Origin of the sequence: Lacticaseibacillus nasuensis JCM 17158 (assembly GCF_001434705.1) — a bacterium.
GTDB classification, from domain to species: Bacteria; Bacillota; Bacilli; order Lactobacillales; family Lactobacillaceae; genus Lacticaseibacillus; species Lacticaseibacillus nasuensis.
The window spans coordinates 1-14,114 of the sequence record NZ_AZDJ01000013.1 but is presented as its reverse complement, the minus strand read 5'-3'; the positions used below and the strand labels follow the sequence as shown (position 1 = coordinate 14,114).

Below are 14,114 nucleotides of genomic sequence, written 5' to 3'. Positions count from 1 at the left end.
GCGCTCCCTCCTTTACCGGAAAAACTCTTCGTTGATTTGCTGTTCCTTGTCGCCCTTCTTGACTGAGGTGCGAATCTTGTCTCCCACTAGCTCGTTGTACACGTAGAAGGTCGGCTGCACGCGCTCGGAATTGTCGATTGACTGCACCGTATCGCCTTGGTTAACGTCAGGCGCGGCAAATGCCATGTCCCCAACGCTCATCGACCCCGCAACCGAAGCCACGGAAGCGCTGATGTTGGAAGCCATGCCAGAAACAGTCTTCTGCACGTTCCCGAAGGACGCTTGCAAGCCTTGATTCAAGCCGGCCATGATAGCAGACCCGGCGGGAATCAGGAGCTTGGCGTCGTAGCTGATTGGCCCTTTGTGCTTGCGGATCCAGTCAGCGATGCCACCAACGAACTTCTTGCCGGCGTCCCAGGCGGCAGTCAAGCCGTGAATGAAGCCCTCGATGATTGCCTTCCCGGCTGCCAGCAGGTCGATGTGCTTGAGGGCGTCAAACGCGCCCTTCACACCTTCGACGATGCGGCTGACCATGCCGGTGAAGCCGGACCAGGCCGACTTGGCACCCTCGAAGATGCCTTTCGCAATGGACACCACGCCGTTCTTGAGGGCGTTCCAGGCGTTGATTGCGGTCGACTTGATGCCATTCCACAGGCCAGACATGAAGGACTTGAGCCCGTTCCAGACACTCTGGGCGGTGCTGACAATTCCGTTCCACAGGTTGACCAGGAAGGACTTGATGCCATTCCAGACGCTTGTGGCAACGCCCTTGATTGCATTCCACACGGTTGAGAAATAGGCCTTGATTACATCTAGAATGCCGCTGAAATAGCTCACAAGGCCGTTCCAGATTGAAGCCGCAGCATCTTTGATTGAAGTCCAAATCATCGACAAGTCCGCGCCCATCTGCGTCCAGCTCCCAGTCAGGAAGTCGAGCACCAGCAGGATTGGCCCCATGATAACGGCCTTGAGCATGTTCCAAACGCCGGTGGCGATTGAAACGATGCCGTTCCATATCTCAGTCAGGCCAGGCCCGAAGGTGTTCCAGACCCCCATGGCGGTGTCCACGATGCCCTGCCAGATGCCAGCAAAGAACGTGGTGATGCTGGTCCATACGCTTTCCGCTGTGGTCTTGATGCTGTTCCAGAGACCGGAGAAGAATTCCGTGATGCCGCTCCAGGCGTTCTGCACGCCCTCCACCGCGCCGCTGACCGCATCAGTGATGCTGTTCCAGACGTTGGTGGCGGTTGTCTTGAGCCCAGACCATGCACTCTTGAGGAAGGAGACGAACCCAGCCCACATCTTGCGACCGGTCTTCGTCTTGGTGAAGAAGATGACTAGCCCCGCGACCACCGCGGCGATACCTGAAACGATCCAACCGCCAGGCGACAGGAAGCCCATGGCAGTTTTCAGAGCACCAAAAACGCCGCCCAGATTCTTTACAACCGTGACGGCGGTCTTGATTTTGTTGAATACAGTGATGACGGTCAGAATGCCCTTCACCGCCCCAACAAAGGTGACGATGCCGGCGACCAGCGGAAGCAGCCAGTCCTTGTTTTGGTTGACAAAATCTAAGACCTGCTTCACAACGGCGATTACCTTCTTGATTGCGTTAGCCGCAACCGTGGCGAAGGCGATGGCCTTGTCAGCCAGGGTGTCGAAGTCAATCTTCGAGATCCAGTCAATGAGTGAATTGATTGCCTTGATTGCCACCGCGGACAGCTTCTGCCATGCAGGCTGGAGCTTGTTCGCCAGGGTTTCCTTGAGTCCGTCCATAGCCTGGCCCACCGTCTTGTAGCTGGTGGCCATATTCTGGAAGGCCTTACCGTTGCCGGCCTTGGAGACCGCATCGAAGAAGTCGGTGGTCTTCACCTTGCCGTCCTGAATCTTCTTGATGAGGTCGCCGACGCTCATGCCCATCTGCTTTGCGACGGCTGCCATACCGGCTGGCGTCTGTTCGAGCATGAGGCGGAAGTCTTGCCACTGAATCGTTGGCTTGGCCGCCGCTTGTACGCTCTGCTGCATCAGGGTCTTCATGGCCTGCTGCGGGTTGTCAGTGGCTGCTGCCAGCCCACCCATGCCTTTGACTAAGCCGTCGACACCCTTCACCCCAACCGCAGCAAACTGCGAGTAGGAAGAAGCCATGTCGGAAGCTGAGTAGACGGTTTGCTGCGCGTATTTCTGCAACGACTTCTCCACCGTCTTGATCTGCCCCGGCGTCTTGCCGAGGAACTTCATGTTGCCCTCGAACGTCTGCCAAGCAGCGCTCGATTCGTTCAGTTCGGTGTACATGCCGCGAATGCCGTTGCCGATTGCAGACATTGCCGCTGAGCCCACCTTGGCAGCCACGCCGAAGAGTGCCCCCAGCTTGAGAATGCCGCCGCCGCTGCTCGACAGCTTGGACTTGATGCCCGAGGTTGCTTTCCCCGTGCTGTCTTGCATTGCCTTCATCGCATTTGTGTAACCGCTGATGTTTGCGGTGAAAGTCGCCGCTACGTTAGCCATTCGCGTCACCTCCAAACGCTTCATTGACCTGTTGAATTAGCTTCATGTTCGGCCGTTTGCCGACCTGACGATCATCACGATTGAGCACGCTTCGTTCCTCTTTCTCGATGGCCCGCATGCCGTTGCGCACGGCCTTCTTCGGGTTCTTGCCATTGCTGATGTTGGCAATGTTGACGGCCTGCTCCAGCAGGTCACGCCGCAAGTCAACCTCACGCAAGGCTGCGCCGTCGAGTAGTCCCCGCGCCTCCCAGAAATAGAGAGTCGGCGGAAGCTGAGGGTCGAAGATGCCCCGCCGCGCAAAGTTAATCAGGAGAGACTCTTCTTGACTCCGGCCAGCATATCCTCGAACCCTTTCTTTTGGACCTTCTCCTCGTCCGTCATGTTCTTCTTGTCGGTGTAGGTTTTTCCGTAGTTCTCGGTCAATTTGAGCCATTGTTTCATCTCGCGACGGAAAAAAGCCGACTTGTGAAGCTCCTCAACGGTTTCTTCGTAGAACGCGTCCGGGTCCGGCAGGTCGTCGATTGCTTCGATGATGTCATCATCGCTGAACTTATTGTCCGGCAGCATCGACTTGATTGCCTTGAAGAGCACCATGGTCTCGCCGGTGACAAACCCCAGCCAAATGGTGGTGCCGCCATCGTCCTTGCCTGGCTCGGAGCTGAACAGCTTGTTCGCCCGGTAGAGTGCGGCAAAGTTGAATTTGAGTGGCATGTCTGTGCCTTTGATTTTGATTCCTAGCATGATTTTTCCTCCTGATTAGCGTCTCAGCTCGGCTAGTGGCCTACTCGTCTCTGTTTGCGTGACTATTACTACGCGGTGGTCGTCGTGGTCGTGGTTGAAGTGGAAGAGGTGGCGCTGTCGCCAGCAGAGGTGAACTCGCCGGCCTTTTCGCCAGGACGTTCGAAGCCGTACAGCTCCTGCAGCAGGGCGACCTGCTTGTCGGACAGTGGGAACGTTCCCGGGGTGCCGTCTTCGTACTTGTCCACCAGCTTGCCGATGATGTCCAAGGTGAAGTCGATTTCGCTGAACCCGTCTTCGTCTGAGATGTCGACGGACTCAACGACGGCGTACCCGAACATTGCTGGGTATGCCTTGGTGTCATCGCCTTCTGGGGTGGCCAGGCGTGGGTCTACCTCGACCCGCCAAACCTTGACCTGGCGGTGGTTGTGTTTGGCATCAATGATGATGTCCTTGGCCTTGTCGCCAGGCACCAGGTAGTGGGTCAGCTCGACGCTGTCCTCGTTGGCAGAGTAGCCGAGAATGCGGCCCATGTGGGTCTGTTCATCGGTCAGGTCGCCTTCGATGGACGTGTCGCCTGAGGTTACGTGGGCCGGTGCAATGGCCGGTGCGCCTACTGGAGCTACTTCTGGATTGGTAGACTGAATGAAATACATGACGTCTTTGCCAAGAACCGGAGTGTCCTTGACCATTTGAACGCCATTGTTGATTGGTGTATCAGGCATGATAATTCCTCCTAAATCGTTTTTGTGATAAGCAAAAGGGCGCGATATAAATCACGCCCCGTGCTTGTGTCAATCATTTGTTGAGTTGTCAGACTCTCCCAGCCACCGGCCCGGCTAAGCGACCACTTGAGCTTCTCGGTCAGCATCTCAAACTCCGCACGCGACATGGTGACTTCGCCGTACAGATCAATTTGCTGGTCAATGGAGCTGAGCGTGCCGTTGTGACTCGATACATCGCCGTCTGTGTGACCGGCAACGTGAACCAGAGGCAAGACTGCGCCCGGCTGTGGCTGCATGAACGTCACGGTGAAACCGTCACTAGTGAGCTGGGCTTGAAGCTGTTCATACCATTCACTTACTCGCATCACTTCACCAGCCCTTCCAGCTTCTGCCGCATCGTCGTATAGAACCAGTCAGCAGACGCCTTGACTGCCGGCGCCACAAACGGACGCGCGGGCATCTTATACGTGCCAAACTCGTTGAAGCTGGAGTAGTCAGCTTCTGCATTGATTTCGCCCATCACCCGGTCCTTGGTGGACTCAGTGATGTAGACCTCAATGCTGTTTTGCATAAACCCGGTGCGTACTGGGGCTAGTTGTTTAGACCTCTGTTGAGCTTTGCCCAACGTTGTTCGCATGGTGTCTTCGGTGACTTGTTGAGCCTTTGCCCCGGCAACTTGAAACTGCTGGAGCAATTCCGGCAAGCCTTTGAAGTCGATGTGAAAATCGCTATTCGCCATGCTAAGCACCCCCAGAGATAATGAGCACCGTGGACTTGCGATTGAGGTACGTCTTGTTGACGGTGTACTCAATGCCGTCCAGCTTGACGCGATTTGGCACCAGCCCACTATTCTTGAGGTGAACCTCGAAGGCCGTCTTCTTCATCAGGCCATAGGCGGCCAGCTCCTGCGTGTCAGTGATAGGAATCGTCAGGCACGGGACTTCTACCTCAGTTGGCGTTGGCGCGCCGTGCAGGTCGTCTGCTGAGCCGATCATCATGATTAAGGTAATTCGGTTGTTGTATCTCATCACACAAACCTCATTCCTGGCCGCCGCCGCTGGCTTGAACTGCGGTACTGGTCGAGTGCATCAGCGTACTGTGAAAGATCAATAGCGGCCCATGTATTGGACACGCTACCCTCGGTGCCGCTGGCCTTGCCCTCATCACCGATGCGGTTGTACATCTCAATCGCCACCGCCTTGACCACCCAACCTAGCGAACTAGGCAGGTCATCAGTAGTGGGGCCATCTTGATTGATGTAGGCCAACACACGCGAACTAGCATCTTCAATCAAATCAAGCAGGAGCGCGTCCTGTTTGGTGTCCTCGATGCCGATGCGCAGCTTGATGCTGGTCAACAGTGCATTTTCTTTCGGTTCTTCTTCGGCCATCATTTCACCGCCTTAATTGCCTTCACGTACTCGGATGAGCACTTTGACTTGTCTACAAAGCTCAAATCATCATCAAATGGGGTGCGTTCGGTGTACTGGCCTTTGAAGAACAGGCTTGTGTCCTCACGTGTCACCCCGGCGTTGTGCATGATTTTGGTCTGCTTCCAGCGCTCGATGGGGTCAGTAGCCCAACAGAAATCGAGCTCGTCAGTAACGGCGGGCCCGATGTTGAAGTACATCATGTTCCAAAGTTGCGCCCACATCTCCGCCGTCCATTTCTGCAGGTTGGTGTTGGTGACCTCAAGATAGTGCCAGAGGCGATTGCAATCAAAATAGACTTTGCGCCAGTAGGCCGCTGTCGGCTTGCTGATGACCCATTGAGCCCCGCCAGAGTTCGTGTTGATGGTTTCCAATGACTCAACTGTGACCCCGACTATGCTTGCCATACCGCGCAGAACCGCCTCCCCATTGTCCCGACTGCGAATGTAGTCGAGATTGAGGTAGTGGTTAGTATTGCTACACAGCCAGCGGTCAGGCTTAGCTTTGAGCTTTCGCATGTCAGGTTTGCGGCGAAAGATGACGTCACTGTCGAAGTAGAAGTAGTCCTCCGCTTCTCGGCTGGAGTCTTCCGCCAGGTATTGCCACCAGAGCCACGGCTTGACTGAGGGAATGTAACTCTTGTCTCCGCGTGTGTCTGCGTACTCGTTCACCTCCACGCCGTATTTCTCGGCGAGGTAGTCCGGAATGGTTGGGTCGTGCCGCGTGAACAGCAGAACCACATCGCCGAGGTCAAACCCCACCTTCTTGAGGTTGGTCAGGCACACCTCCAGCTCCCATTCGAACCGCACGATTGCAGGTTGACAAAGAATTAGCTTCATTTCGTTTCCCCCTTAAATGCCGCCCGGTTGCCCGTATTGTTGATTTCTGCGGCGACAGTTGTCATTGATTAGCCCGCAGCGTTGGTGCTGGTGGTCGTAGTGGTGGACGTAGAAGGCGCAGCGGCCGCGCTGGCGGTGAAGATTGCCTTCTTGTTGTCCGTGCTGATCCACTGGCCAGCCAAGCCAGCACCTTGCAGTGCTACACCGGCGAAGTTCTCAGACTGAATGGTCCGAACAACGTTGATCCCGGTGAAGGCGCGGCCGATGTTGTCTGGCGTGAAGATGATTGCCTTGCCGCCCATGTACTTGGACGGGGTCTTGGTGACAGCAATGTCGCGGAACCGCAGAATGCCGTTGTCATCGATATTGACAGCGGAACCCTTGAGGCCGCTAACAAGCTGGTGGTCGATGATGGCGTTGTATACATCGGCGGTTACATAGGCGCGAATTGGCACAACAACTTCGAGGTCGGTGTACTTCGCGGAAGCCGTTTCGAAGATTGCGTTCACGTCATCAGCCGCGCCCAGGTCTTCGGCGGCGCTTGCCACCAGATAAGCACCCAGCTTCGTGTTGAAAAGACGGGTCTTAGCCTGTGCTTGCAGGTTCAGACGGTCAGCCACGGCGGAGGGCAGGTCGTTGTTAACAGTGAATTGGTCGATGCCTTCGTTGAAGCTCCAGCCAAAGCTGTATGGCACATCGATGTCGCCGTAGACGACTTCTTGCATCTTACCGAAACGGTTGGAGTTGCTGGTGCCGTCAGCGAATGCGGTGTCCTTGTCGGTGGAGTATTCGCCCACTGCGACTGGAACATCGTTGGCCTTCACGGAGAAGGCAATGGCGTTGTTCTGCACACCGTCAATGGTCTGCAAAGCGCCAAAGGTTGGCCCGAAAGTGCTCTGCACTCCGAAGACCGTTTGCATCAAAGCGATGAATTGTTTCTGATAAACCCGCACTGGCAGGTTGTTGTTTGCATCTGTAGCCATGTTAGCTACCTCCTATTTTTTCTTGTATGAGTTGATAATCTTGTTGAATGGATCATCGGCATCGCCAAGGGCAGAAGCCCCATTCTTCGGCGGCGTGGTTTGGAGTTGCTTCTCCACCCGCTCGTTGACAGCCTTCTCAAGCGATGAGCCCAGCGTTTCCACTGTGGCCTTGATTTTGTCAGCGTCGCCTAGTGCCACCAGTGACCCCGCAAGGTCTGACGGTAGGCCCTTGTCCACGAGCAGTGACTTGGTGCTGGCTGCCAACTCACGGGCGTTGATTTCTGCCTCGCGCTTGTCGAGGTCAGCCTGGCGCTGCTTCTCCAGCTCCTTCGCCTTCTCGTCTGCCGACATCTTGGCCAGCCGTGCGCTTTCGCTCTTGGCTGCTTCGAGTGCCTGGGCCTGCTCGGCCTCCCACTTCGCACGAGCCGCTTCGACCGCTTTGGCTGCCCGCTTGTCCGCGGTGCTGTCGAGTTCGGATTGGCTGTATGTCTGTGGGGCCTGAGTCGTGGTCTCGGTGGTGGTGTCGTTTGCTTCGGTTACGTCGTTGTTGAGTGCTTCTTCTGCCATTGGTGGTTCCTCCTGATTTGTCAGCCCAAAACAAAAAGACGTGTACTCGGCCCCAGCCACGCCTTTCGGCCCAACCACGGTCACACGTCTTTCTCCTTCACGCTGCGATGTAGCAGTTTAGGGACTTGCTCAGGTCACGGTGTTATTCGTGTTATTCGTCTTCTTCATCATATCCGGCCCATGAACATAGGCAGTTTGGGTGCGCTGGTATCAGCCCCTCGGCCTGCGCCATGGTGTATACATCGCCATCATGTGGTGCGCAGATGGAACACGCTCCAGAGTTGGCCACCCAAACCACCTTCTTGAACCCGGCCTGCTTGGCGTTCACAATCGCCTGTTGCGACATGACCCGCGAGCTCTCGGTTCTGATGATGCGGTCAGATTGATACTGCATCACCTTGAACCGCTTCCGAAGCTTGGCGCTCTCGGTGATTGGATTGTGGTGCGTTAGCAGCGCATTCTTCATGAGCTTGGTTAGATCACTGCGCAATGCGTCTTGATTTGACCAGATACGGTCGCTCCACAATGCTCCATCAAGTAACTGGTTAACTAGCGTGGTGTCGGGCTTCATCTTTCCGCCGTATACGTGGCCGCCAAGCTCCGCCATACCACTCACTATACCGTTTAGCGTCTCACCCGTATATGCCACCAGAGCGGCCGCTAATGCCCCCGCGTAGATGGCAGCGGCGTAGCTCAACAATTCATCATTGTTCGCCACTGGGCGTGTTTTCAGACCAGCCTCGCGTGCGTCAGTGTCGACCTGCTTCTTGAGTTTGGCGTCTGCTGGACGTGAGTCGTCTGCGTGTGTGTAGTCTTCGTGCTTCTCGTTGAACGCGTACCAGAATGCCATGAACGCGGCCGTGTACTTAGTTATTGTCTTCGCTATCTGCCGGTGCTTCTTGTCCTGCTTGTCCGCGAACGCCTTGATGCGTTCCTTCGGTGTCTTCGTCATTGTCTAAGCCCTCGTTGTAGTCGGCTGCTCCGCGCTGGTCGTCCATCATCTTCTCGATTTCCGCCGGGTCTGTGATGCCTGGCAGGAATTGGTAGAGGTACTTCTGCGGCAACGTCGCACCAGCAGCCTCTAGGTCTTTGATTTGGCTAAGGTCATCGCTTGGCAGGTTGTCGCGGAATGTGAATTTAAGCGTGTCCGGGTCAGTCTTCCACGGTGTGTGAGCCGCGTGCTCAAGCGCTGCGATAATCGTGTAACGCTGGTAGAGCGACTTCTCAAACATGCGCCGCTTGATGGCTGCCAACTCCACAGTTCCGAGTAACTTGTACTTCATCGCCACGCCAGAGACGTTGCTGGCAAAGTTGCTGTCGGTCAGGTCTGGTGTATGGCTGAACTTGTGAATGTCTTCGGCAATGCGTTTCTTGTATGCCTCGGTGCCGCTCACGTCGTACTCTTTGTTGATGTACTTGGCGTCTACGCTGGTCTGCTGACCTGTGCCTGTGATGCCCGACTTGAGCAGTAGCATGTTGGCGTCTTTTTGTTCCTTGGCAATTTCTAGCTTATCTTGTGCGAGCTTTTTCATTGCATCAGGATCATTGGGGTCGACACCGCTTAGAAGCGTACTACCGTTAAATAGCGCATCGATGTCGCCACTGATGACTAGCAGCGCATCGTTGAGGTCGGTCATGTAGTTGGCCGTATCTGACTGCGCCGAGTCGTACAGGTCAATGAGCGAGATGACATGCTCGAAGTCGCCGGTACGGAACCTGTTGTTGTCATACTCGACAACGGGGAAGGTAGTCAGCCGTTGCTTGAAATATAAGTCCATGGTGCCGTTTGCGTCAGTCGGCTTGTACTTGCAGTACTCGTCAGCCGTCCACGTCTCCGGCACAATACGGATGTTGATGTGCTCATCTTTGTCGACTAGCTCCACCGAGTGATACCGCACCGCCATGATTGGCTTCGGGTCAACGTCCAATGAGTAGATGACAAAGGTGTCGAGTGGGTCCAGCCGTACACAGTGCTCCAGCCCATCTTCGCCGTGATAGATGTATTCGAATGCTCGTCCATAGCGTGTCATGTCTAGGAATAGGTCGTAGTTGAGGGCGTCCATGTCGTTCACGCGGGTAATCTGGTCGAACCTTGCATCGTCCTTATCTAGCTTCACATTGATTGGGTTCCCAACCGAGTAGGCAGTTTGGAAGTCAGCAATGTACTTACCGAAGGAGTGCACGGCGCGATGGTCGGACTTCCCGGTCTCAACCCGCCGCGAATTTGGCTTCAAGATGCCCTCGTTGTGGCCTTCATAGTAGCCGTCTAGCGTGGCCAGTCGCGGCCGCTGGTACTGCGAATGGTGGACGATGAACTTCATCACCCGGTCTGGGGTGAGCTGGCTCAAGTCCTCCTGATAGATCATATTTTCTTGTTGGAAATTCTCCATGATGTCACCTCAAACCTGAATTTTTGACTGCCTGAATGCGTTCCTGATTGGTCATGTAGCGCCTGGCCACCCGGAACATGAATTGCTCCATGGCATACCTGAGCGCGTCCACACCGTGGTTGTTTGCGTCCTCTGGCTGGTTGGTCCAGTTGTCGAACTTGTCCTTGGCGTACACGTATGTGTTGAACTCCTCCAGGAGGCCCTTCACCCTCGGGTGGACGATGTAGCGGTAGGACTGCATGTACTGAATACCCTGTGAGACGCTGTCTTTGCCTTTCCCAGCGCCTGTGATGTTGGGCACGCCAAACACCCGGGACAGCTCGGCAATGAGCCTCTGCTCGGCTGAGTCGGCTGTGATAGGCAACCCATACGCCTTGTGCTGGCCCAGCGCCTGTGCAATCTGCTGTGTGAGCATGCCTTGCTGGTAAAACTCGTCGTAGACGTACACGACACGGTTCTGCTGATCGATTGCAATGAACTCGCCTGCCGTTGGATCGTGCTTGAACCCGAAGTCAAGGCCAACCGCTTTTGGCAATGCGGCAATATCTTCCATGCTGAAATCACGCTGCTCGAACAGTCCATCAAACACAAGCCCTTCTGCAATGCCCCAGTCACCGTATACGGCAACACGAGCACGATTGGGATTGCGCTTAACCATGTCTTGTAGACTTTCAATGTAATCATCATCTAGATATGGATTGTCCTCATATGTGGTCGTGAACGACTTCGAACGTGGGTTCTTTGTGTCTGCATCGAAGAACTCACTCTTAAGCCAATGCTGATCACTCCACGGGTTGAATGTGATTATTGACTGGTAATAGCCATCCGGATCGTTGATCTCGCCACGCATGGTTTCTTCAACGGTCTTGAATGCGTCCAGTGATTTCAGCTCATAGGCTTCCTCCCACCATGCACGAGCAAGCACGCCAGTTGTCGGCTGCAATGAAGTAACGGCCAGTGGCTTGTCCATTCCACGAAAAAACACCTTCTGGCCAGTTGGCTTAAAGGTGATTTCTAGTGGTGACAGTGTGAACTTGAACAGGTCGTAAACGCCCAGCCTGAATGCTGCTTGCTGGATGGTTGAATATGTCGAATCCTTGTTCGTATAAGCGTATTGGCGAAGCACAATCCAATTGACGTAGGGATGCAAGATAATCTGCATGATCACATCCTCGGCAACAGAGAATGACTTGCGCGATCCACGACTGCCCTTGTATGTTAGGTAGCGTGTTCTGTCATTGTAAAGTGGTGCGTAAGCTTTGGGGACGATTGAATTCAGATCAATGTTGATTTGCACTGTCATCGCCTCCGTCTTGCTGAATTGGCTTGATGTTGATTGTGATATTACTTGTATCTTCGCTAGTCTCACGTTTGGCTTTAGCTTCCATGATGTCAGCCTCGGCCTTCGATTTGCGGGCATCCGCTTTCAGCTTGGCAATCTGTGCCTTGAGCATCTGGTCATTATCTGGGTAGCGCTTGAGCAGCTCTTTACCCGCCGCCAGTCTGTCCTTGATTGTCGGTGGATTGTCCACCTGCTTAGGCCCATTGATGCCGTCAACGACCACTGTTTCGCGAGCGGTGCCCCGTATGACCTTCGTGTAGTACTCGAGCACCTCTTTGGCGCTGGCAATCGTGTTACTTGCCATTTCTGCCATGCGGGCCTCGATGGCCTCTTTCAGGACAGGTTTAGACAGGTTTTCAGTCCCCATCTGTTTGGCGGTGTTAATGCTGTAACCTGCTTCAATGGCGGCCTCTTTGGCGTTCCCGGTCTCGACGTACTTGTCGACGAACTTGCGCTGCTTGGCCGTTAGTTTTCGCTTTGCCATCACATATCACCACACCTCCCGCGCTTTTTCTTGTCTTCCTGAGCTTTCTTCTGAGCTTCCTCTTTTGCGAGTTTCCCGATGATTGAGGCCTCAGCCTTCGACATGTATCCGAACTTGGTCATCACCATTTGAGCCATGAAATCACCTCACACATAGTAAATGGCACGGGTATCATGATCGCTGTATTCTACCAGCTCAAACGTTTTGTGAGCAACCACGCCAATATCATCAGTCCAGCGGTCTGTTGGCTTGCGTGTCGATACTTGACGCTGAACGAATCCGCCTAGGTCTTTACTCATCTCTGAATGGAGATGCCCCGTAAACAGCTCGCGGTTCTGCGCTGTACCCAACATGAAACCGAACTCATCGAGATACTTTGCAAGATAGTTGTTCTTGCCCTTATCTCCGTGAGTGGCACCAATGAAGTTGTGGCCTAACATCGCTCCCTTGTAATGCTTCAGTGATATGTCCCAAGTGATGTTTGTTTGGTTGCTGTAGGCGCGTTTCAATAGACGAGCGAACATATATCCAACTGACGGGTCGTGATTGCCTGGCGCATACATGACCTCACACTCATTGGCGTTCTTAATGATTGCTTCAATCAATGTCTCGAAGTATTGCTCCATTTCGTTCACAGTCTCGCCTAAGTCAGTTGTTTCTAGCTGTGTGCCCTTTGCTGTGGTTGAGTTGATATTATCCACATGAGCAAGATCACCGCCAAGAATGAGCAATATTTTGGCGTAGTGGCCGCGTTGAATGATATCTAGCTGCCGCTTCAATGATTCGGCATAGACATCAAACGTGTGACCGTTGAAATGTGTATCAAAAGCAGGAATGACCAGATAGCGATCTGATTCCACAAAAATAGGAGCCTTAGCTTGGTATGGCTCCTTGTGTGTGATGATGTCATTCATCAACGATTCGTATTGTTCAGCATCAACTAACGGCCTAATTTGTATCTTGCTCTGGAAGAGCGTTGCTTCAGGCTTCTGCTTCCAGTAATTGCTTGTAGCGCGTAGAAGCTCCCACTTAGTGTAATCATACCCGTGAGCTTCCAAAACCTCTCTAGGCGTCATTTTGTGGCCCCTGACGACCTTCAGGATCGTATCGCTAGACTGTGTACCATCTGAATCGTACTCGTTCGTCATGGGTGGCTGGAACTCAATTCCAAGCCGCCGCGATTTCTTCTGGACTGCATCGTAGCTAATTCCTAGCTCGTCTGCTGTCTCACGTCTGGTAAAGCCTTCAGAGGCGAGCTTGCGCATCGTTCCGATCTGTTCATCTGTCCATTGCAATCCGTTCGCCTCCAAAAATAAGTTGTTTGCAATATAACTCCAAATATAGGACAATGATGGTACACCAAAAGGAGGTAATATCTATGAGCTTAGATGGTAAAATTGACAGCACTAAGGACAAAATCTCCGGTAAAGCTAAAGAAGTTGAAGGTAAAGTTACTGGTGATAAGGCCCGTGAAGCACAAGGTAAGGCTGAAGGCGTGCTTGGCAAAGTAAAAGAAAAATTAGACGATGCCAAAGATGCCGTTAAAGATACCGTTGATGATGTGAAAGAAAAACTTGATAAAGATTAGTCTCTTGGCCGGCATTTGCCGGCTATTTGTTTGCACAAAAATAGCACCTCACCGTTTGGCGGAGTGCTATAAGTTTTCCTATGATTCTGTTTCTAAAACCTAAAAGCAATTTTTAACAGACTGTAAACTATAGGTGCGCCAACAGTGACTATTACTACATTCCATCGATCATGTCTATCTCGGGCTTCTTTTAAACCATCAATGGATTTTTCAAGACCCTTAATTTCAAGATTTCCACTGTTCTTTTTGACCCATTCTTTCGTAGGCAAGGCATTAATTTTATCTTCTATACTAGAGTCTCCGTCCTTAATGGCTTGCAATAGTTCTTTACGTGAGCTGTCCATGCTTTTGCTCAGTCTGTCAACATATTTTTCTAAATCATCTGTTTTTTGTTCTGCTGCGGTCTTTTCAGAGGACATATTAATCGCTCCATATTCTTCATAATAAGCATTATCCGATCCACTATCGCTATTATTAATAACAGTAGATTGCATAGAAATTATTTTGTTTCCGGTTTTAGACAT

19 protein-coding genes are annotated in these 14,114 nt (G+C 53.2%); 1 reads left to right on the top strand and 18 read right to left on the bottom strand.

Features of this window, described 5'->3' with window-relative positions:
* Positions 1 to 12: 12 nt before the first annotated feature.
* The 17 genes from FD02_RS03135 to FD02_RS03060 all read right to left on the bottom strand — a co-directional run bounded on the left by FD02_RS03135 (position 13) and on the right by FD02_RS03060 (position 13,297).
* Positions 13 to 2,505 (bottom strand): phage tail protein, encoded by a 2,493-nt coding sequence (locus FD02_RS03135; RefSeq protein ID WP_056950359.1) that lies wholly within the window; start codon positions 2,503 to 2,505, stop codon positions 13 to 15.
* Positions 2,498 to 2,722, bottom strand: a complete 225-nt coding sequence (locus FD02_RS03130; RefSeq protein ID WP_054722798.1) for a hypothetical protein — start codon at positions 2,720 to 2,722, stop codon at positions 2,498 to 2,500. Before FD02_RS03130 ends, FD02_RS03135 begins: the two co-directional genes overlap by 8 nt.
* Positions 2,723 to 2,811: 89 nt before the next feature.
* On the bottom strand, positions 2,812 to 3,246 hold the full coding sequence (locus FD02_RS03125) for a tail assembly chaperone (RefSeq protein ID WP_054722796.1): 435 nt from the start codon (positions 3,244 to 3,246) through the stop codon (positions 2,812 to 2,814).
* A 68-nt stretch (positions 3,247 to 3,314) separates the two neighbouring features.
* Positions 3,315 to 3,968, bottom strand: coding sequence for a phage major tail protein, TP901-1 family (locus FD02_RS03120; RefSeq protein WP_056950358.1), 654 nt, complete (start codon positions 3,966 to 3,968; stop codon positions 3,315 to 3,317).
* Between the two features lie 11 nt (positions 3,969 to 3,979).
* Positions 3,980 to 4,333 carry a hypothetical protein gene (locus FD02_RS03115; RefSeq protein ID WP_054722826.1) on the bottom strand — a complete coding sequence of 118 codons (354 nt, stop codon included), beginning with the start codon at positions 4,331 to 4,333 and terminating at the stop codon, positions 3,980 to 3,982.
* The gene (locus FD02_RS03110; protein WP_054722794.1) at positions 4,333 to 4,707 is read right to left on the bottom strand and encodes an HK97-gp10 family putative phage morphogenesis protein; all 375 of its coding nucleotides are present in this window, start codon (positions 4,705 to 4,707) and stop codon (positions 4,333 to 4,335) included. The genes FD02_RS03115 and FD02_RS03110 overlap by 1 nt, the downstream gene beginning before the upstream one ends.
* Position 4,708: 1 nt before the next feature.
* Positions 4,709 to 4,966, bottom strand: coding sequence for a hypothetical protein (locus tag FD02_RS03105; protein ID WP_235806661.1), 258 nt, complete (start codon positions 4,964 to 4,966; stop codon positions 4,709 to 4,711).
* Positions 4,967 to 4,995: 29 nt separating this feature from the next.
* Entirely contained in the window at positions 4,996 to 5,358 is a 363-nt protein-coding gene (locus tag FD02_RS03100) for a phage head-tail connector protein (RefSeq protein ID WP_056950355.1), read from the bottom strand.
* The gene (locus FD02_RS03095; RefSeq protein ID WP_054722790.1) at positions 5,358 to 6,236 is read right to left on the bottom strand and encodes a hypothetical protein; all 879 of its coding nucleotides are present in this window, start codon (positions 6,234 to 6,236) and stop codon (positions 5,358 to 5,360) included. Before FD02_RS03095 ends, FD02_RS03100 begins: the two co-directional genes overlap by 1 nt.
* Positions 6,237 to 6,304: 68 nt before the next feature.
* Positions 6,305 to 7,219 (bottom strand): hypothetical protein, encoded by a 915-nt coding sequence (locus FD02_RS03090; protein WP_054722788.1) that lies wholly within the window; start codon positions 7,217 to 7,219, stop codon positions 6,305 to 6,307.
* A 12-nt stretch (positions 7,220 to 7,231) separates the two neighbouring features.
* Positions 7,232 to 7,786, bottom strand: coding sequence for a DUF4355 domain-containing protein (locus FD02_RS03085; protein ID WP_056950352.1), 555 nt, complete (start codon positions 7,784 to 7,786; stop codon positions 7,232 to 7,234).
* Between the two features lie 151 nt (positions 7,787 to 7,937).
* Positions 7,938 to 8,738, bottom strand: coding sequence for a minor capsid protein (locus FD02_RS03080; RefSeq protein ID WP_225352480.1), 801 nt, complete (start codon positions 8,736 to 8,738; stop codon positions 7,938 to 7,940).
* A complete protein-coding gene (locus FD02_RS03075) occupies positions 8,653 to 10,176 on the bottom strand; it encodes a phage portal protein (protein ID WP_056950349.1) in 1,524 nt (507 codons plus the stop codon). The genes FD02_RS03080 and FD02_RS03075 overlap by 86 nt, the downstream gene beginning before the upstream one ends.
* 4 nt (positions 10,177 to 10,180) lie before the next feature.
* On the bottom strand, positions 10,181 to 11,479 hold the full coding sequence (locus FD02_RS03070) for a PBSX family phage terminase large subunit (RefSeq protein WP_056950346.1): 1,299 nt from the start codon (positions 11,477 to 11,479) through the stop codon (positions 10,181 to 10,183).
* The gene (locus FD02_RS03065) at positions 11,457 to 12,002 is read right to left on the bottom strand and encodes a terminase small subunit (protein ID WP_056950343.1); all 546 of its coding nucleotides are present in this window, start codon (positions 12,000 to 12,002) and stop codon (positions 11,457 to 11,459) included. The genes FD02_RS03070 and FD02_RS03065 overlap by 23 nt, the downstream gene beginning before the upstream one ends.
* Positions 12,002 to 12,139: a hypothetical protein gene (locus FD02_RS11400; protein WP_003566426.1), complete on the bottom strand. Its 138-nt coding sequence runs from the start codon at positions 12,137 to 12,139 to the stop codon at positions 12,002 to 12,004. The genes FD02_RS03065 and FD02_RS11400 overlap by 1 nt, the downstream gene beginning before the upstream one ends.
* Before the next feature lie 9 nt (positions 12,140 to 12,148).
* On the bottom strand, positions 12,149 to 13,297 hold the full coding sequence (locus FD02_RS03060) for a hypothetical protein (RefSeq protein WP_056950341.1): 1,149 nt from the start codon (positions 13,295 to 13,297) through the stop codon (positions 12,149 to 12,151).
* An 83-nt stretch (positions 13,298 to 13,380) separates the two neighbouring features.
* Here FD02_RS03060 and FD02_RS03055 point away from each other — a divergent pair, with 83 nt between their 5' ends.
* Positions 13,381 to 13,590: a CsbD family protein gene (locus FD02_RS03055; RefSeq protein WP_054722786.1), complete on the top strand. Its 210-nt coding sequence runs from the start codon at positions 13,381 to 13,383 to the stop codon at positions 13,588 to 13,590.
* Positions 13,591 to 13,682: 92 nt separating this feature from the next.
* Here FD02_RS03055 and FD02_RS03050 read toward each other — a convergent pair.
* On the bottom strand, positions 13,683 to 14,114 hold a 432-nt coding region (locus tag FD02_RS03050; RefSeq protein WP_056950338.1), incomplete at its 5' end, for a hypothetical protein.